Here is a 19,018-nt window from a genome sequence, read left to right as displayed (position 1 = left end):
CCCCCCCCCCCCCCCCCCCCCCCACGAATCGATCACCTGGTCAGTCGCGCGGCGTCGCGCGCAGGGAGTACAGAATCGCGACCATCACGAGCACCCAGCCGGCCGACCAGGCGATCTCGGCCGATACGCCGTAGTGGTCGAGCGAAGCGGCGTGCTCACACATGGCGGAGACGAACTCGACGGCGGTGAAGGCGTGCATCGCCCGCCACCGCTCCTCATTCGGGTCCTGGGGCCCGGTCCCGGCCTTACGCATAGGACTTTCCTCCTCGACAGCACATATCTCGGACAGCCGGAGCACCGCAATGGATGCGGCAAAGCGCCGAAAGACAGGCGACGGTGACGAGGGACCGAACAGGTGAATGATCAATTGGCCGTTCGGAGCTTTAGGATGACCTCTTGAATGGAGCGTACGACGGTTCACGACGGAGAACAAACGACCCGGGATTTCGGGTCGTAGATCATTCGTTTTTGATTTTGATGACTGCTCGATTTTCATCGCTTCCGTCGATGCGAAGAAAAGAACACGCGCAAAATACGACAGATCGAGGCGCAGTCGGATCGATTCCGTTCACCTCGGCCCGCCGGCCGCCCGAAAAAGAAATTTTAAGGATCATGGAAGGCCGTCGGCACACGATTCGACGGCTCGAAAATCGATGCGGGATGCACGAATCCCGGATGCCATGACTGATGGTGCGTCAGAGGCCATCACTCCGGCAGCGCGGTCCCGCCGCGAACCGGTGCCGGTGCGGTGGGGCGCGGTGGGGTGCGGTGCCGGTGGGGTGGGATGCCGGTCCCCGGTCTCGATCGGGATCGGGGACCGGCATCCGGGATCGGCCTCACATGCCGGCGACCCGACGGACGATCTCCCGGCACAGCGAACCCACGGGCGTGGAGCGGGCGTGCGGGTCCTTTCGGTGGGATGCGGGACCGGTGGGGCAGGCCGACCGCCGCCGGTCGCCGCAGGCAGCGGCTCGGGCCCCGCCAGGGGCCTTGCGGCGCGGTGGGTGGTGCCGTCGGTGGGCAGGGCAGGGCTATTCGGCCGTGTACACGATCCGGCCGTCGAAGATGGTCAACGCGACCGACAGGTCGGCGATCTCGTGCGGGTCGGCGGTGGTCAGGTCGCCGTCCAGGACGCACACGTCGGCGACCTTGCCCACCTCCAGCGAGCCCTTCCAGTCCTCGGCGAAGTCCTGGCGCGCGGCGTTGATCGTGTACGCGCGCACCGCCGTGGCCAGGTCCACGCACTGCTCCGGGCCGCTGGGCCGGCCGGTGGCCTTGGACTCGCGCAGCATCATCGCGGACACCCCGCGGCGCCAATCGGGATACGTGATCGGCGCGTCCGAACTCGCCGTCACCGCGATGCCCGCCTGCACGGCGCTGCGCACCGGCCACTGGTAGGCGGAGCGCTCGGGGCCGACCACGTCGTCCATCAGGTCGGCGATGGTCCACTTGATCGCCGGGTTCATGTTCACGCCCCAGCCGTGTTCGGCGAGCGTGCGCAGGCTGCGCGGTGTGCAGAAGTCGCCGTGGATGACGTAGTGCCGTTCGTCCTCGCGCGGGCACGCCGCCGCGGCCTCCTCGAACGCCTCGACCAGCGCGTCGATCGCCCGGTCGCCGGTGACGTGTACGCCGATCTGGTGTCCGGCGGCATGCGCGTGCCGGACGATGGTGCGCAGTTCGTCCACCCGCAGGACGTCCGAGTCGCCGTGCATGCACAGGCAGCCGTTGCCGCCGCCGACGTACTCCTCCCGCATCCACGCGGTGCGGCTCGGCGGGATGCCGTCCGCGAAGACCTTGACGCCCAGGATTCGCAACAGGCGCGGATCGAGGTCGGCGATGCCGTCCGGGAGCGGCGCGGCCAGTCGTTCGGGCAACACGTCGGCGGCCTCGCCCATGGCCAGCGGCAGCAACAACACGTTCACCCGGGCCGCGAGTTCGCCCGAGCGGGCCAGGTCCGCGTAGACCGCCAGGGTGTCCGCGCCGGCCGCGCCGAGGAACAACGAGCCACCGCCCGGGCCCAGGCCGGGTTCGGTGAAGCTGGTGATGCCCTCGGCGTGGCAGATGGCCACCGCCGCGCGCACCGCCCGTTCGCGATCGGCCCGAGTCATCGGCGGTACGGCCGCGTTGACCAGGTTCTGCGCGCCTTCGCGAAGCAGGCCGGTGGGCTCGCCGGCGGCGTCGACCTCGATGATGCCGCCGGGTGGGGCGACCGTATCCCGGTCGATCCCGGCGGCCCGCAGGGCATGGCTGTTCAACCACGCGGTGTGCCCACTGAACTCGTAGAGCAGGACGGGCCGATCCGTGACCACCGCGTCCAGGTCCCGGCGATGCGGCAGGCGCGCGTCGGCCCCGGCCGACGACGTCGATCGGCACTCGGCCAGGTAACCGACGTCCCAACCGTTGCCGATCACCCAGGCGTCCGGCGGCAGCGTCTCGGCGTGCCGGGCGACGGCGGCGGCGATGTCGGCGATCGACTCGACGGCGGGGTACGACACGTCGACGGCGAGCGGCGGGCGGGTCGCCCCGAAGGCGCATGCGTGCAGATGCGAGTCGTTGATCCCCGGCAACGCGGTCCGGCCGGCCAGGTCGATCACCTCGGTCCCCGGGCCGATCAGTGGCCGGATCTCGGCGTCCGAGCCGACCGCGACGATCCGGCCGGCACGCACCGCGAACGCCTCGGCGACGGTGAACGCGGCGTCCACGGTGAGTACGCGACCGTTGGTCAGGACAAGATCGGCGCAGACGGGCATCCGGGTCTCCTTGCGTAGCGACAACACACCGGGGACACCACACCCGATATTATTTGACCCCAAACGATAAAGATCGCCTCGGCCGACCACAAGACCTCACGACGATTCTTCGAACGTCCATGGGCGGGTTCCGGGCACGCCGGGAATCGGCCGGGCTACGACCGGCAGCGCGGCGGCCGGGGGTCGACCAGGTCCATCTCGCCCAGGAGTCGGCAAGCCAGGTCGAAGGGCTTGTTCCGGGGGCCGTGCGACACGGAGGGGGCCGATTCGAAGCTCCGCTGTGCGGCGAGGGCCCGGGGGCCGACCAGTCCGGCGAGTCGGAAGTGCCGCCAGAGCGGGTTCGACCGAGGGGCGTCGACGACAATGAGATCGGGGCGGCGCCAGACGACCAGCGCCCAGGGTTCGCCGTTCGACCCCGAGCCGGCCCAGGCACCGACCAGGGATGCCTCCTCGGCCGCGCCGACTGCTTCGAGCGCCACCAGTGCGGGGTTGCCGAAGCGGCCTTCGACGTGGAGCAACCACGGAGCGTGGCGGTGTACTTCGCGGCCCCGCTCGGCAAGGGTCCGCACGGCGTCGGCGAGCGGGTCGCTCCGCGTCACGTCGGCCGCGACATCGAGCACCGCCGCCGGGCCGACGGCCGGACCGAAGGCCGCGCCGAGCAGCGACGTGTACTCCGCGATGTAGACGGGATCCGCTGCGGGCAGCAGCCGGCCGGCCGCCGCGGCCGCCGCGTTGAAGGCGAGGGTCTCCGGGGTGATTTCGTAGCGCGGGGCGTGGCTGCGAAGCACCGCGAGGGCGACCGCCGCGAGGCTGCCGACCTGGGACTGCACTCGCTCCGGAAGATCCCGAAGATCCGGGTGGTCCGGGTGTCCCGAGTGGTCCGGGTGATCCGGGTGATCCAGGGCGCAGACGGCCCGGGAGAGCAGCGGCAGCCACTCGTCCGTGCGTGCCTGCGGCCAGGCGCCGGCCGCCGCGGTCCACAGGGTCAGCCGCACGACGAGCATGCGTTCGGGCGGATTCAGACCGGGGGCGAGGGCAACGAGACGTTCCACCCAGCGCCGATAGCGCCGGCGCACCGCCGGATCGCTCTCCCGAAGGTCGGGCAGGGCGGGAGCGTCGCCGCCGATCCCGGCCGCCTCGGCATCGTCCTCGTCAAAAGCCGACTCGACCTCCTCGCGCTCGTCCCAGGACACCGGCAGCAGGTCCTGGACGGGCGCACTCGGGCCGGGAGCCACCGGAAGCCCGAGCGCGAAGAGCACCAGCGGCCGCCCGACTCGCCCGGCGCACTCGTCCAGATAGCGCTCCCAACCACCCGCGTCGGCGCCCGGGGTTGCCCTCGTGCCCGAAGCACCCCCGGCGTTGCCGACGGAGGCGCCCCCGACCGCCGAGGGCAGCCCGGCGCGGAGGGCTTCCAGGTCGCTCAGGAAACGTTCGGCCAGTCGAAAGTCCGCGAACAGGTCCGGCGGCCGGGTCGTGGGGGCCTGGAACCCGGACGGCGCGACCCGGCGCAGTGCGCGGTCGGGGTCGACCACGAACACGAGGTTGCCGAAGGTCGGCACGCCGTCGGCGTCGACAACGACCAGACGCACCCGGCTGCCCGCGTCCGCCGAGGCCGTCACGGTCCACGCGACCTCGCCGGCCGGTATGTCGGCGATCCGCTCCCACGTCTCCGGCGGGGCGATCGCCGGGGACAACTCCAGGTGGGCGATGTCGGGGAGGGGCCGGGCGGTACTGATCTCCAGGCCGTCCGGCACGCGGATGGCGCCGAGCAACAACGGCCCGCCCCGGGCGGGCGTGCGGGTCGGCGGAACGACCGTACGCAGTCGGGCGACGGGCTCGGCGGTACCGGGCGGCAGGAGCGTGGCGGAGACGGGAGTGATGATGCCCAGTTCGCAGTTGCCGCCGCTGTCCCGGGCGAGCAGCAAAGCCGCCGAGGAGATGTTCGGGCTGCCGGTCAGCGTCCACCGTCGGCCCCCGGACACCCACTCGACGAGCTTCCCGTGCCGGTACCGCTCGTCGTGGTCCGCGACGACTCGGCCGTCGTACTCCTGCACCAGGGCGGCGACCGACGGGCCGTCCAGATCGCTGAGTCCCGGCTGGTAGGCGAGGGTGAACCGGCCCGGACGCAAACGTTGCAACAATCGTCGCAAAGCCGACGAGCGCCGGTCGTGGAAGGGCGCGAACACGGCCAACTCGTCGACCGGTCCGTGCGGCAGCCGGTCGATGATGGGCGAGCGCAGGTTGCCGACGACCCGGACCTGCGATGCGGTCGGGGTCCGATCGTGGTGGAGCCGGTCCAGCAGGGCGGCGACCCGACCCAGTGCCTGCGGCACCCCGGCGGAGAACCGCACCGTTTCCGGGAGGTCGCGCAGCCATGCCACCAGGTCCGGTAGTGCGACGGGGCTTTGTTCGCCGTCCACCCGCAGTACGGTCCACAGTTCGGCGTTGCCCTGCCAGCCGGCCAGGGTGGTGTTGCCGGAGCCGAGGGCGATGGTGGCGCGCTCCGGACCGGCCAGGACCATCAACTTGGGGTGGAACGCCGCACCGTCGGCGTAGGCCAGTCCGGCGAGGTAGCTGCGGCCGGCCAGCCGTACCGATCTGGGATCGTTGCGTGCCATGGTGACGTCGCCGACGACCGTGACACGTGCTCCGGTGGCCTGGGTGGCGCCGAGGACGATCTCCTCGAAGAAGCCGAGGTCGGTGGTGAAGCCGAGGAAGAGTGCCTCTTCCATCCCGGCTCCGCCGTTGCGCGCCTCGTCGAGGATGAGGGTCAACGGCGAGGCGAACGTGCCCGGCGCCGGCACTCCCGGCTCCGGCGCGGTCTCAGCCAACGAGCACCTTTCCGCGTCCGGTCACCGACCAGCGCTCGTCTCGGTAGCGCAGTACGCCGCAAGTGGCGAGCACGGTGCCGAGTTGGTCCAGTCGCAGACCGACGTCGCCGCGCCCCTCCTGGCTGGTCCGGTACAACAGGCCGTCGCGCTCGTGCAGTCGGGTCGGCAACCACAGCGAACCGTCGGTACGCGGGCGGGCTTTGGCCAAGGCGATGCGTTGCGAGCGCGCCACCAGATCGTGGGTGAGTCGACGGGCGAGATCGCGCAATCCCCCGGGCCGGGCCTCGTCGAGTCGCCACTGCACCCACTCCGGGCCGAGTTCGACGCCGCGCCGGCCGAGAAACGCCTCCCGGGCCGGGCCGGCGAGTTCGTCCACCCGGCGAGCGCCGGCGGCGAGGACGCGCAACTCGGCCAGGGGCAACGGATCATCCGCCGACCGCAGATCGTGCTCGGCGGCCAACGACACCCCCGTCGTGCTCTGCGTCGCCGGGAGGTCGGACAGGAAGGCGGTCAGCGCGATGTCGGGCAACTCGGCCGCGAAACGATCGGCCAGTTCCTCGACGGGCAACAATCCGTCCACCTGTTCGACCAACCAGGACCACAGGCGGCGCCACGCACCGACCGAGTAGTTCCGCAACACCACCCCACGCCAGGCGGCGGCGACGTTCATCTCGCGGGTCACGACATCACGGGTCAGGAAGTCGCCGAAGGCGAGGACCGGACCGACGTCCCGGGTGAACGAGGTGACGTGGTGGGTGGCGACCACCCGGGCCAACAGTCGAATCGTCTCTCGCCGCGTCCGCGAGCGGGCACCCCCGTCGGTCGATCCGCCCGGGCCGCACATCAGCTTCGCCAACCACGCCCCGTCGGGACGGTCCCCGTCGGCGCACACGCACAACCGTTCGCCGAATGCGCCGAGTTCGTCCACATGCAGCTCGTCCTCGGCGGCGAGTTCGAGCACCTCACCCAATCCGTGACGCACCGCCGTCCGGTCGAGCAGTGCTCCGGGCACCGGCATCGGACCGGGGGCGAGAATACCCAGCGCGGTCTCGGATCCGGCGTATGGTCCCCAGAATCCCCACGCGTTGCGCACGTAGCCGTCCTTGCCGGGGACTTCCGCCTCGGCCATGGTGACCGTCCCGCTCTGTAACCGTCGGGCCATGGCGTCGACGCCATGGGCACGCGGGAGCCACTCCAGGCCCTGCGGATGATGCGCGAACGACACGGCGGCCAGCGCCACTTCCGCACGGCGCAGCAGCGTTTGGGCGGCCTCGACGGTCAGCCCCTTCGCGTCGGCGTGCTCCGCGACCAGCCCGTGCAGTGCGTAGTAGCGCGCGTGCGGCGTTCCCGTGGTCACGCCCGGCACCAGTTCGCCGACCATGTGCATCACGTGCCGTTCCACCGAGAGCGGGAACCGGCCTGCGGCGATGTCCAGACCCGGGCGACTCCACCCGGGTCCATCGACGACCCCGGCGGCGGTCGCGTCTTCGCCGGCGGTTGTCGCATGCTCGGTCGACCCTGCCACACCACTCCCGTGTTTCGGCATTTTCCCGCCACCCGCCCCGACTCCGTTCGAGCAGGCGACCGGTCAGTCATTGTGACGCAACCCATCGTCATCGTGCAGAGGTTCCGGATACACGGTCGACACCCGACCTTGTGGTTCGGCGGCGGATCGGCTTATCGTTTGGGGTCAAATTATCTTCGGAGGCCCTTGGTGCGCGCCCTGATCATTCGCCGTGAGCATCAGTCGCATGCCGGGTATGTCGGAGCGCGGCTGGTCGAGCGCGGGTTCGCGTTGCACGAGGTGACGGTGGTGCCCGAGGAGCGATTTCACGCGCCCGATGTGCGGTTCGACTTTCCGAGTGCCGGCGATTTCGACGTGGTGGTGTCGCTCGGGGCGCCGTGGTCGGTCTATGACAGCGCGACGATAGGGAGCTGGATCGGCGGGGAACTCGCGTTGCCGGCCGAGGCGGTCCGGGCGGACGTACCCGTCCTGGGGATCTGCTTCGATGCGCAGGCGCCGGCCGCGGCGCTCGGTGGGCGCGTGGAGCGGGCACCGGCGTTCGAACCGGGGTGGCACACGGTCGAGTCGGACGAGCCGACGCCGATCCCGACGGGCCCCTGGTATCAGTGGCACTTCGACCGATTCGTCGTCCCGCCGGGTGGGCGGGCGATCGCCCGGTCCGCGGCCGGGCCGCAGGCGTACGTCGTGGGTCGCTCGCTCGGTGTGCAGTTCCATCCCGAGGTCACCCCGGGGATCGTGGCCGCGTGGCCGGCCGGTGGCGGCGACGCCCAGGTCCGCGACCTCGGCCTGGACGTCGAGGCGTTGCGGCGGGTGGAGCCGGGGGCTCGGGAGCGGGCCGCGGCGCTGGTGGACGCGTTCCTGGCGGACGTGGCCGAGATCTGAGCGGCACGCGGCAGCGGCACGCGGCAGCGGCGCCCGAAAGCCCCCGGTGGGCGTCCGTGGTCGGGACACTCCGGAAGCCGCCGTGTTCATCCAGGGTTCAGCACGAACTCGCCATCCCCGTAAACAAGTTGCCCTACCATCCCGTCTTCCGCGTCGGCTCTTCGGGCGCCCCGACACAACCGCCGAATCCGTCACCGTGCGCCCACGGGCGGTTGCAAAAAGGATCAACGCGGGGGTTGACACTGAAAGTTGGTCTAGACCAACCTAGTGGAACGGGGATCGGAGAGGTGTGTTCCGGCATGGCCGTCGGCTGATCGAGCGGACCGGCCGGCCCGCACCGCGGATCCGTCACGAGCACTCCACGACCCGTGCGGGCACCGCGTACGAGAAGGTGGCAAACCCAGCCATGTCATCACGAAGAACCACAACCTCCGCCGCCTGACCGACCCGGTGCGGTAGCGCACTCGCCGACCGAGTCCGCCTGCCGTCGGGACCCGTTCGGCCCTTCGCAAAGCTGCGCCGTGGGTCGGGAGACCCGGGGTCGACGAAGGGTCCACTCGCCGCCATCGGTCGCCCACGGGCGTCTGCGAGCCATCACAGCCACCGCTGTACAGACGAGCCTCCGCAGATCCCGGACAACCTCACGCGACGCCACCGTCCACCGTCGGCGCAACCGCGCCGGCGTGCGGCGCGGCGCTCCGCCGAGGATGCACCGGCGACCGTCCCTGATCGGTCCGCGGCACGACGCCGCCGGCCGGGACGGCAGCCCCAGGGCATCTCCCCAACACCCGCCGCGTATGCGAACCGCCTTTTCCGGAAGGCTGCTTCGCCATGCCACCGGCTCGACCGGCCGATCCCGGACGACCACGGCGACTTCGCCGGCGACCACATCGAGACCGTTCCCGACATCGGTCGCGGCGCCCGAACCCCACCTCCGACACCCGATCGATCAACCGCCGAGAGTGCGGTCGATGTGCGCTCAGCCACGGAAAATTCGAGCCTTGGAGTGAACCCATGCCGACGCCCGACCCCTATCCGTATCGAGCAGCCTCCGACATCCCCTACTTCAGTGCGGACGGCGAGACGTATCTGGCCCCGACACCACTGCGTGATCTCAAGAAGTCCAGACCTCTTCGCGTGTTGTCCGAGGAGGACTTCGACTTCTGGCAGACCTACGGGTACATCGTGGTGCGCGAGGCCATCCCGGCCGCCGCCGCGGCCCGCCTGCTCGAATTCGCCTGGGACTTCCAAGGACTGGATCCGCAACAGCCGCAGGGTTGGTACTCCGACGATCGGGAGTTCCGCTCCGATCTCGACCGGGAACTGCACATCTACGGATTCGTCGAGGCGTACCACCATCAGCTCATCTGGGACAGCCGCCAGACACAACGCGTCTACGACGCGTTCGTCGACGTCTGGGACTGCGAACAGTTGTGGGTGACCCTGGATCGCCTCAACCTGAACCCGCCCAACATCCGGGACCGCGATCGTGCGCACATCGCACCCACGGACCAGGGATTCGACATCGAGTTGCACTGGGACGTGGACACCACCCTCGAAGTGCCGCCGCAACGGGTCCAGGGCATCATCGCGCTCGACGCGACCCGGCCGGAGCACGGCGGATTCCAGTGCTCACCCGAGCTGTTCCGCCGGTTCGGCGAGTGGAAGGCCGGTCAACCCGCGAATCGGGATGCCATCCGGCCCGCCGCCGACCGCACCGAATTCTCGGTGATCCGACCGGAACTCCAAGCCGGCGATCTGCTGATCTGGAACGGCCTGCTCGCCCACGGGGTAGCCCGCAACGGCTCGGCGAACGGCGTCCGCGCGGTCCAGTACCTGTCCATGATGCCGGCGCTGGAATCCCACCACGAACAACGCCGATCCCGGATCGAGTCCTGGCGTCGACTGAGCACACCGGACTGGAACAAGACCCTCGTCGGCGATGCCACCAGGCACGAATCGCTGCGCTACGGCACCGCCACGCTGAACGACCTCGGCAGGAAACTCCTGGGGCTCGAATCCTGGAACGGGCACGACACCGAACAGTTCACCGGAGAGCCGGCATGCACAAAATCTGCCTGACCCTGCCCACGAACCGCGCCTGCACCGCCACGATATCCGCCATCGGCGAGGAAGCCGCCTACGCGGCGCGGCACTTCGACGTCGAGGTGCACCTGCTGATCCTCGACTCCTGCGAACGGGCCACGTTCGCGATCCACGCCAAGACCGTCGACGCGCTGCCCGCGTCGCCGCACGTGATCGTGCACCATCTCGACGAGGCCGCCCAGCGGCACTTCCTGCGCAGGGTCCTCGACCGCGCCGGTATCGACCCGCCGGACCGGTATCTCGACCTGATGTTGCCCGCCGCCGTTTCCTACGGCGCCTGCACCAATCGTGCCTTCCTGATCGCCGCCGCACTCGGGTGCGCATCGATGCACCGCCGGGATTCGGACAGCAGCTATCAGACGCTGGACGGCGAACCGATCTTCCCCATCCGGCCCGAGCTGACCTCGCTGGGAAAACGCGCCCGGGACGCGGCGTCCGGCGTGAGCGAGACCGTCCTGGATCCGGTCCACGCCGACAAACCCGTGATGCTGGCCGGCAGTTCCTTCGTCGGCGAAATGTCCGTGGACATCGGGGAGATCCAACGCCTGGACCCGGCAGCCTATTTCGACATCGTCAGCCTGTGGGCCCCGCCCGAATGGTCGGCCGAACAAAAGCGGCGACTGGTCGAGGAATCCTTCACCGGAGCGGGCACCGACCCCTTCGTCCGGGACCACTCGACCCTGACCATCGTCGACCCGATGCGGCTGGACATGTGCAACATCGCCTTCCGCCACGAGGTGTACGAGCGGGTACCGCTGCCGCCTGCGACCGACACCATCGGCAGCGACTACTTCCTCATGCACCTGGTGCACGACGCCGAGTTGCCGGGTGTGCTGCACAACCGCAACATCGTCAACTTCCACACCGAGGAACGGCGCACCGACGCGGGCTTCGCCGCCTATCACCTGCGGCTGACCAAGTTCTTCCTGTCGATGCTCTACTTCAACGCCGTCTACGCCGAAATGGCGACGGCCGGCGGTGCGCTGCTCGACGCCGAACAACGCCTGCGGCCCGCCGCCGTCGCCGCACTCGCCCGGGACAGCGCCCGATGCGATCGGGCCGAGAACGTACGCCGGTTGCACAGTCTCGACCGCTCCTACCGCAGCCTGGGCGGCAGATACGCCGAGTTCGCCGACACGCTGTCCGCCCTCGGCCCGCGACTGCTCGACGAGGCCCGGGCGGACATCGAAGACTTCGTGCTGCTGATCGAGGCGTGGGCGGCACTGATCCACGCAAGCAAGGCCACGAGCGTCCACGAACCGCACGGATAGTGGGACCCGGACCCATCATGCACGTAAACGCACGTATGCATACCGCCCTGACGGCTTCCACCGACGATCGCATCGTCTTCGATCTCACCGGCATCGAGGAGCGATACGAGACGCTGCTCGCCGAGTTGCCCGACATCTCGGTCAGATTCGCGATGAAGGCATGCCCCGTCGACGAGGTGCTCTCCTGCCTGGCCCGCAAGGGCGCCGGCTTCGACGCGGCGAGTCCGCGCGAGATCGAGCAGGCGATCGCCACCGGCGTACCGATCGACCGCATCCACTACGGCAACACCATCAAGTCGGACCGGGACATCCGGGACGCATACCGGCTCGGGATCCGGGATTTCGCCACCGACAGCATCGAGGACGTGCGCGCCGTCGCGCAGCACGCCCCGGGCGCCCGGGTGTTCTGCCGGCTGGCCACCAGTGGCGAGGGTGCCCTGTGGGGCCTGAGCCGCAAGTTCGGCTGCTCGGGAACCGATGCCGTGCTGATCCTGGAGGAGGCCCGGGCGCTGGGGCTGGCTCCGGCCGGCCTGTCCGTCCACGTCGGCTCGCAACAGATGACCGCCGGGGCCTGGCAGGACGCCTTCGACCGACTGGCGGACGTGCTCGCGGAGCTGCATCGGCGCGGGACGGCCCCGGACCACATCAACCTCGGCGGGGGGTTGCCCGCCCTGGGCTACCTGGACCGGCACGGCCGGCCGCTGGATCCGCCGCTGGACAAGATCTTCGTGGTGATCCGCGAGGGCATCCAACGACTCCGCGAACTCTCCGCATCGCCGCTGGACTTCCTGATGGAGCCGGGCCGCTGGTTCGTCGCCGACAACGGCGCCATCCGGGCCCGGGTCTCCCGCTTGTCGGCCCGCGAACAACTCGACGGTGAACGCGAGTTCTGGCTCTACCTGAGCTGCGGCAAGTTCAACGGCCTGTACGAGATGGACGAATTGCAGTATCGGCTGGTCTTCCCCACGCACCCCGACACGGAGTACGTGCCGGCCGTCGTCGCCGGACCGACCTGCGACAGCGACGACACCTACCCGTACGAGGAGGACCTGGTGCCGGTGCCCCGGGGAGTCGCCTCGGGGGATCCGGTGTGGATCGTCTCCTGCGGCGCCTACGTCACCAGTTACACGACCCGGGGGTTCAACGGATTCGCCCCGCTTCCCTACACCTGGGTCGGCGGCGGGCCCGACCCGGCGTGGGATCCCTCGTCCGACCTCGACGTATGGCCGGAGGGGGGTGGTGTGGATGGGACATGACGTGCACATCCGGCGCATCGCCGAGGGCGACTGGGACGCCATCGTCGCGCTGGAGGCGGCCACCTATTCCGCCGGCGCGTTGTCCGAGGGACGGGACGCGTTGCGATCCCGGGCCCGTTCCTCGCCGGCCACCTGCTTCGTATTGCACTACGAGCAACGACCGGCGGGCTACCTGCTGGCGCTGCCCTACCCGATGTTCCGCTATCCGGACCTGTCCCGGCCGGAGCAGGTCGTGCACCACTCGCGCAATCTGCACCTGCACGACCTGGTCGTCGCCCGGCACGTGCGGGGCAACGGCCTGGCCCGTGAACTCCTGCACCGGCTGACCGCGACGGCCCGGGCGAAGAAGTACGAACGCATCTCGCTGATCGCCGTCGGCGGCAGCGAGGGCTTCTGGTCGGCGAACGCGTTCGACGCCGTACCCGAGGTGGCGCTCGCGCCGGGCTACGGCGCGGGCGCGGTGTACATGTCCACGCCGGTGCGCAGATCCGAACCGGTGTATCCCCGGAAGGCGAAGTAGGCCGATGCACATGTTTCGCGTTCGCGACGATTTTCGCCGGGCACAACTGGCGATCGCGGCACTGTTTTGTTTTCTCGGGCTGCAATACGCCACCTGGGCCTCGCGGTTGCCCGCGATCAAGGCGGAACTGGGCCTGAGCGAGGCCGAGGTGGGCCTGTTGCTGATGGCCTGCGGCGCGGGCGCGGCGGCCTCCTTCCCGCTCGTCGCGGTGCTGACCGAACGGCTGGGATCACGCCGGTTGGCGCTGTCCTCCGCCCTGGCCCTCGGCCTGCTGCTGCTCGCCTTGGCCGGCGCACCGAACTACCCGGTCGCGCTGGTGATCATCTGCTGCGACGGGGTCGCGGTCGGCTGTCTCAACGTGGCGATGAACGCGCAGGGCGCCGCGCTGGAGGTCCGGTACCGGCGCACCGCGATGTCGCAACTGCACGCCACGTTCAGCGCCGGTTCGTTGTGCGCCGCGTTGCTCGCCTCCGGGATGAACGCGCTGACCTCGAACCTGGCCGCGCACTTCGCGGTCGCCGCCGGGTTGTTGCTGCTGCTCCTGGCCTACGCCCGGCCTGCCCTGCTGCCGGCCGATCGAGCGGCGGCCGAGCCCGCCGAGGCCGAGCAGTCCACGCGGCCGGGCCGGCGCGGGTGGGCCCTGCCGTCCCTGGTCACCGTCTGGATGGGCGCCGCGATGGCGTTCGGCACGGTCACCGAGGGGGCGATGAACGACTGGTCGGCCCTGTACATGAAGGATGTCGCGCACGCGGCCTCGGAGGTCGCGCCGCTGGGCATCGCGGTGGTCTCGGTGATGATGGTACTGGCCCGGGTCTTCGCCGACGGGTGGCGCAGTCGGTGGGGCGACGGCCGGATCGTTCGGATCGGCAGCGCGTTGGCCGGCGTCGGGCTGGCGGTCGCGTTGCTGGTGGGCGGCGTGGTGCCGGCGCTGATCGGCTTCGCGTGTGTCGGGTTGGGCATCGCCGCCGTGACGCCGTGCGTCTACGTCGCGGCGGCCCGGGCGGGTTCGGACGCGCTGGCCCTGGTCGCCGCGATGGGCACCACCGGCCTGCTCGCCGGGCCGGCGGTGATCGGCTTCATCGCGAGCGGCAGCAGCCTGGTGTGGGGCATGGGCGCGGTGGCCGGGTCGGCGATGCTGGTGTCGGTGTGCGCCGGCCGGATCCGCTGGACCGGCCCGGACGACGCCCACCCGCCCGCGCGGGCCGAGGGCGCGGCGGTCGAGCCACGCCCGCAGGCCACGCCCGAGGTGGAGCCGCTCACCGGCGGCTGAGCCCGCCGGGGGCGGTCAGGCGACCAGCTCCCGGCGGTACTTCGCGGCCAGGGCGATCGCCCGCCCACCCAGCGCCACCACGCCCACCAGTGCGCCGGCGCGGTGGTAGCCGACCGCGCAGTCTCCGTCCCAGTCGCCTTCGAGCAGGCGGATGTCCGCGCCGCCCAGCCCGGGCGCACCGTACGACTGGAGGCGCTGGTCGTACTGGTCCGACCAGAAGGTGGGCAGCGGCGCGAACGGCGTCGACGCGCAGTCCGTGCCGGCCAGGTGGGCGGCGAGCGTGCGGGCCGCGTGTTTGGCGCTGTCGGTGGGGATGCTCCAGTGTTCGACCCGGCGCGGTACGTCGTCGTAGCGCGGATTGGCGAACCGGGCCACGTCGCCCACCGCGACCACGTCCGGGCGCGACTCGACCCGCAGCAGGGCGTCGCAGCGCACCCCGTCGGTGAGGTCGAGGCCGTTGCCGGCCAGCCATTCGGTGTTCGGGATCGAGCCGATCGCCTCGACCACGGCGTCGGCGGGCAGTTCCCGGCCGTCGTCCAGCACCACGCCGCGCACGTGTCGCTCGCCGGTCGTGTGCCGCACGGTGCGCCCGAGTTCGAAGCGCACGCCGCGGGCGAGATGCCGCCGGCGCAGCGCCGCGCCGAGGTCGGCGCCGAGCGGGCGGTGCATGGGTTCCGGTTCGGGCGCCACCACGGTCACCTCGGCGCCGAGCGACCGCGCGGTCGCGGCCACTTCGCAGCCGATGAAGCCGGCGCCCACGACCACCACCCGGCGGCCCGGGCCCAGTGCGGCGCGCAGGTGTCGGGCGTCGTCGAGGGTGCGTACGACGTGTCGCCCCGTGCGCGGTCCCGGGCAGGTCAGCCGGCGCGGACGCAGGCCGGTGGCCACCACCAGGCCCGCGTAGGACACCGACTCGCCGTCCGCGAGCCGGATCCGCCGCCGCCCCAGGTCCACGCCGACGGCCCGGCGGCCCAGCCGCCAGTCCACGTCCGCACAACTCGCCCGCAGCCGGAAGGCGACCTCGGCGTGCGCGAGTCCGCCCGCGAGGGCGTCCTTGGACAACGGCGGCCGGTTGTACGGCATGTGCGGCTCGTCGCCGATCACGGTGAGGGCGCCGTGCCAGCCCGCCGCGCGCAGTTGTTCGGCGGCCCGCAGGCCGCCCATCGACGCGCCCACCACGACGACTCGGGGAGCGGTCATGGTTCAGTCCTCGATCGTGATGGCCTGGAGCGGGCACACGTCGGCGGCCTCCTCGACCGACTCGCGCAGCGCGTCGTCCGGGTCGGCGACGAATTCCAGCCGGCCGGCGGAGTCGATCCGAAAGACCTCGGGAGCCGAGAACACGCACTGTCCGTGGTCCTGGCACCGGTCCATGTCGACGACGACCTTCATGGGTGGTGGTCCTTTCCGATCGGTGAGGTGACTGGAGTGGGGAAGGAAGTGGCGGCGAGGACGGTCAGCGCCGCGGTGCCCGGACGCCGCGCAACTCCCAGTCGCCGCCCAGTGCGGTGGAGCGCACCTCCTCGGACTCGGTGGGCTGCGCGCCGCAGTCGGCGCGGATCGGGGTCGGGCCCTCCACGATGTGGTTGGCGAGTCGACCCAGTCCCTCGACCTCGACCTCGACCACATCGCCCGGCCGCACCGGACGCGAGCCCGCGGGCGTGCCGGAGAGCAGCACGTCGCCCGGGTCCAACGTGATCGTGCGGGCGATGTCGGCGACGAGGTAGTGCATGTCCCATTCCATCTCGTCGGTCGAACCCTCCTGCACCACCAGGCCGTTGACGTAGGTGCGCAGCGTCTTGCCGCGGAAGTCCCAGCCCTCGACCAAGCCGGGGCCCAGCGGGCACAGCGTGTCCGAGCCCTTGACCCGGAGCATCGAACCCGCGTCGGTGTCCCGAAAGTCGTGCAGGCCGTAGTCGTTGGCCACGGTGTAGCCGCGGATGAAGGCGCCCGCGTCGGCCGGGGCGATGTTGCGGCAGGTGCGGCCGATCACGATGGCGATCTCGCCCTCGTAGTTGAGGTACTTGCAGCCCGCCGGGCGCACGATCGCACCGCCGTGCGCGTTCAGCGACGAGGTGGGTTTGTGGAAGTAGGTCGGCGCGGGCGGCAGCGTGGTGCCGAACTCGTCGACCCGGCTGCGGTGGTTGAGATGTACCGCGATGATCTTGCCGGGTTGCACCGGCGGCAGGTGCCGGGCCTCGGCGACGCTGGTGCGTCTGCCGTCGGCGGCGATCAACTCGGCTCCGCTGCGCACGACTTCGACGGTCGTGCCGTCGAGCAGGATGCGGCGATACTCGGTGTTGCTCATGCGAGGTGTCCTTGGCTGGTGGTGGTTCGGGCATGGGAGGCGGTCCAGCCGCCGGCGGGTCGGTCGAACCAGACGTGGGCCTGACCGGTGCCGGTGGCGTTCTCGTAGTCGCCCAGCAGCCGGCCGGGTGCGGTGCACCGTTCCTCGCCGAGCGCGCCGAGCATCATCAGGTAGTGCCCGAAACGCGCCTCGGGCTTGTACCGCAGGAAGTCCGGCATGCCGGCGAGCACGCTCGCGTGATCGCCGCGTTGCATCCAGGCGATCCGCTGTTCGTCGGCGGCGCGGGCCTGCGGGGTGCGCACGTGCACCGGGTCGGACGCTTCGTGGGCGCGCAGTTCGCGCAGGTTCCAGAAGGTGTGCGAGAAGGCGCCGGACGCCACCAGCAGCACCCTGCGGTCGGTGGCCGCGATGCCGTCGGCGAGTGCGCGGCCCAGCCGCAGGTTGTCCTCGACGTCCGCGGTCTGGCAACAGCCGATGCCCAGCCAGCGTTTGCCGGGCACGCCCAGGTGGTGCCACAGGTTGACGGTGGCGTAGTGGATCGGCAGGTACGGATCCTCGATCGGGGTGATCCAGGTGCCGTGTCGCTGCGCGAAGTTCGCGGTGGCCCGGGCAAGTTCCGGATCGCCGGGGAAGTCGTAGGGAATCTGCCGCATCCCGCGCGGCAGTTCCTCGGAGGTGTACAGCCCACTGCGGTGCGGCTGCGCGGCAATCACGTACTCGACGGTGGTCGCCCAGTGCGAGTCGAAGACCACCACGGTGTCGTAGTCGAGCCGTTCGAACACCTCGGCGCGCAGTCGGGCCAGCGCCGGGACCAGGCTGATCTCCTTGCCCTCGTTGAGTTCGTGCCGGACCTCGCGCGGCAGCATGATGGTGGGCGAATGGGCCAGGATGCCGGCGCCGACGATCTCGCCCATGGTCAGTGCCATCCGTTCGGCGCGGTCACAGTGTTCTTGAGGTCGCAGTAGAAGTCGAAGCTCCACGAGCCGCCCTCGCGGCCGATGCCGGACTCCCGCGAACCGCCGAACGGCGCGCGCAGGTCGCGGACGAAGAAGCAGTTGACCCACAAGGTGCCGGCCACGAGTTGCCCGCCGACCCGCCGGGCCCGTTCCCGATCCCCCGTCACCAGGGTCGCGGCCAGCCCGAATCGGGTGTCGTTGGCGAGTTCGATCGCCTCCGCCTCGGTGCCGAAGGTCTGCAGCGTCAGGACCGGGCCGAAGACCTCCTCCTGGACGATCTCGCTGTCCTGCGCGACGTCGGTGAGCAGTGTGGGGCGGTAGTACCGGCCGCCCAGGTCGGTGTTGCGCCCGCCGCCGAGCAGCGCCTTGGCACCGGCGTCGAGGGCGCGGCGCACGAAGCCGTCCACCCGCTCCACGTGGTCGGCGTGGATGTTGGGGCCCACGTCGGTGGCCGTCTCGCGCGGGTCGCCCTGGACCAGGGTGCCCGCCCGGGCCAGGAAGCGGGCGGTGAACTCGTCGGCGATCGAGGCGTCCACGAGCAGCCGGGTCGCGGCCAGGCAGACCTGACCGGCGTTGTCGTACTGCTCGACCGCGAGCTCGACGGCCAACTCCAGGTCGGCGTCCGCGAAGACCAACAGCGGTGATTTGCCGCCGAGTTCGAGGCTGACCGGGGTCAGGTTGGCGGCGGCCGAGGCGCCGATCCGGCGGGCGGTGGGCACCGATCCGGTGAAGCTGATCCGGCGGACGTCCGGGTGGGCGGTCAGTGCGGCGCCGACCTCGTCGCCGTAGCCCTGGACCACGTTGAACACGCCGGCCGGCAGGCCCGCCTCGGCGGTGATGTCGGCGAGCAACGACGCGGTCAACGGCGTCCATTCGGCGGCCTTGAGCACGACCGTGTTGCCGGCCGCGAGCGCCGGGGCGACCTTCCAGGTGGCCAGCATCAGCGGTGCGTTCCACGGCGTGATCAGCACACACGGCCCGGCGGCGTCCCACGAGACGTGGTTGCCGTGGCCCCGGGTGTCGAAGTCGTCGTGGCCCAGGTGTTCGGTGAGCCAGTCCGCGAAGAAGCGGAAGTTGTGGGCGACTCGCGGCATCACCCCGCGCAGGTGCGAGCGCAGCAGCGCGCCGTTGTCGGTGGTCTCCACGATCGCCAGGTCGGCGAGCCGGGCCTCGACCCCGTCGGCGACGGCGTGCAGGAGGCGGGCCCGCTCGGCGGGCGCTGTGGCGGCCCAGGCGGGGAACGCGGCCCGCGCGGCGGCAACCGCCGCGTCCGCCTCGGCGCGGCGGCCCCGGGCGATCTCGCCGAGGGTGCTGCCGTCGATGGGCGAGATGTCGGTGAAGGC

14 protein-coding genes and 1 pseudogene are annotated in these 19,018 nt (G+C 70.8%); 6 read left to right on the top strand and 9 right to left on the bottom strand.

Features of this window, described 5'->3' with window-relative positions; translation table 11 throughout:
* Positions 1–40: 40 nt before the first annotated feature.
* The 4 genes from ACFXMF_RS38415 to ACFXMF_RS38400 form a co-directional block, all read right to left on the bottom strand.
* Complete coding sequence (locus ACFXMF_RS38415) at positions 41–253, bottom strand: hypothetical protein (RefSeq protein WP_360319578.1); 213 nt, start codon at positions 251–253, stop codon at positions 41–43.
* 778 nt (positions 254–1,031) lie between these two features.
* The gene (locus ACFXMF_RS38410; protein WP_379990040.1) at positions 1,032–2,750 is read right to left on the bottom strand and encodes an amidohydrolase; all 1,719 of its coding nucleotides are present in this window, start codon (positions 2,748–2,750) and stop codon (positions 1,032–1,034) included.
* A gap of 155 nt (positions 2,751–2,905) precedes the next feature.
* The gene (locus tag ACFXMF_RS38405; protein WP_379990041.1) at positions 2,906–5,581 is read right to left on the bottom strand and encodes a hypothetical protein; all 2,676 of its coding nucleotides are present in this window, start codon (positions 5,579–5,581) and stop codon (positions 2,906–2,908) included.
* Positions 5,574–7,106 (bottom strand): hypothetical protein, encoded by a 1,533-nt coding sequence (locus tag ACFXMF_RS38400; protein WP_360319572.1) that lies wholly within the window; start codon positions 7,104–7,106, stop codon positions 5,574–5,576. Before ACFXMF_RS38400 ends, ACFXMF_RS38405 begins: the two co-directional genes overlap by 8 nt.
* A 189-nt stretch (positions 7,107–7,295) precedes the next feature.
* Between ACFXMF_RS38400 and ACFXMF_RS38395 the strand changes: the two genes are divergently transcribed.
* The 6 genes from ACFXMF_RS38395 to ACFXMF_RS38370 all read left to right on the top strand — a co-directional run bounded on the left by ACFXMF_RS38395 (position 7,296) and on the right by ACFXMF_RS38370 (position 14,411).
* Positions 7,296–7,988 carry a type 1 glutamine amidotransferase gene (locus ACFXMF_RS38395; protein WP_379990042.1) on the top strand — a complete coding sequence of 231 codons (693 nt, stop codon included), beginning with the start codon at positions 7,296–7,298 and terminating at the stop codon, positions 7,986–7,988.
* Positions 7,989–9,002: 1,014 nt separating this feature from the next.
* Complete coding sequence (locus tag ACFXMF_RS38390; RefSeq protein ID WP_379990043.1) at positions 9,003–10,070, top strand: phytanoyl-CoA dioxygenase family protein; 1,068 nt, start codon at positions 9,003–9,005, stop codon at positions 10,068–10,070.
* The gene (locus ACFXMF_RS38385) at positions 10,052–11,365 is read left to right on the top strand and encodes a DUF6271 family protein (protein ID WP_379990045.1); all 1,314 of its coding nucleotides are present in this window, start codon (positions 10,052–10,054) and stop codon (positions 11,363–11,365) included. Before ACFXMF_RS38390 ends, ACFXMF_RS38385 begins: the two co-directional genes overlap by 19 nt.
* Positions 11,366–11,400: 35 nt before the next feature.
* The gene (locus ACFXMF_RS38380; protein ID WP_379990046.1) at positions 11,401–12,621 is read left to right on the top strand and encodes a type III PLP-dependent enzyme; all 1,221 of its coding nucleotides are present in this window, start codon (positions 11,401–11,403) and stop codon (positions 12,619–12,621) included.
* Positions 12,611–13,141 carry a GNAT family N-acetyltransferase gene (locus tag ACFXMF_RS38375; RefSeq protein WP_379990047.1) on the top strand — a complete coding sequence of 177 codons (531 nt, stop codon included), beginning with the start codon at positions 12,611–12,613 and terminating at the stop codon, positions 13,139–13,141. The genes ACFXMF_RS38380 and ACFXMF_RS38375 overlap by 11 nt, the downstream gene beginning before the upstream one ends.
* A gap of 10 nt (positions 13,142–13,151) precedes the next feature.
* A complete protein-coding gene (locus tag ACFXMF_RS38370) occupies positions 13,152–14,411 on the top strand; it encodes an MFS transporter (RefSeq protein WP_379990048.1) in 1,260 nt (419 codons plus the stop codon).
* 15 nt (positions 14,412–14,426) lie between these two features.
* Here ACFXMF_RS38370 and ACFXMF_RS38365 read toward each other — a convergent pair whose 3' ends face one another.
* The 5 genes and pseudogenes from ACFXMF_RS38365 to ACFXMF_RS38345 form a co-directional block, all read right to left on the bottom strand.
* On the bottom strand, positions 14,427–15,611 hold the full coding sequence (locus tag ACFXMF_RS38365; RefSeq protein ID WP_379990049.1) for an NAD(P)/FAD-dependent oxidoreductase: 1,185 nt from the start codon (positions 15,609–15,611) through the stop codon (positions 14,427–14,429).
* A gap of 3 nt (positions 15,612–15,614) precedes the next feature.
* A complete protein-coding gene (locus ACFXMF_RS38360) occupies positions 15,615–15,803 on the bottom strand; it encodes a ferredoxin (RefSeq protein ID WP_360319556.1) in 189 nt (62 codons plus the stop codon).
* A 64-nt stretch (positions 15,804–15,867) separates the two neighbouring features.
* Complete coding sequence (locus ACFXMF_RS38355) at positions 15,868–16,719, bottom strand: fumarylacetoacetate hydrolase family protein (protein WP_379990054.1); 852 nt, start codon at positions 16,717–16,719, stop codon at positions 15,868–15,870.
* Entirely contained in the window at positions 16,716–17,633 is a 918-nt protein-coding gene (locus ACFXMF_RS38350; RefSeq protein WP_379990055.1) for a catechol 1,2-dioxygenase, read from the bottom strand. The genes ACFXMF_RS38355 and ACFXMF_RS38350 overlap by 4 nt, the downstream gene beginning before the upstream one ends.
* Positions 17,629–19,018 (bottom strand): annotated as a pseudogene (locus tag ACFXMF_RS38345) (aldehyde dehydrogenase); the annotation flags it as partial. The gene ACFXMF_RS38350 and the pseudogene ACFXMF_RS38345, both read right to left, overlap by 5 nt.

Origin of the sequence: Embleya sp. NPDC059213 (assembly GCF_042754445.1) — a bacterium.
Lineage (GTDB): Bacteria > Actinomycetota > Actinomycetes > Streptomycetales > Streptomycetaceae > Embleya.
Note: the sequence above shows the minus strand (reverse complement) of the source record. Positions and strands in the feature narration are given on the sequence as shown.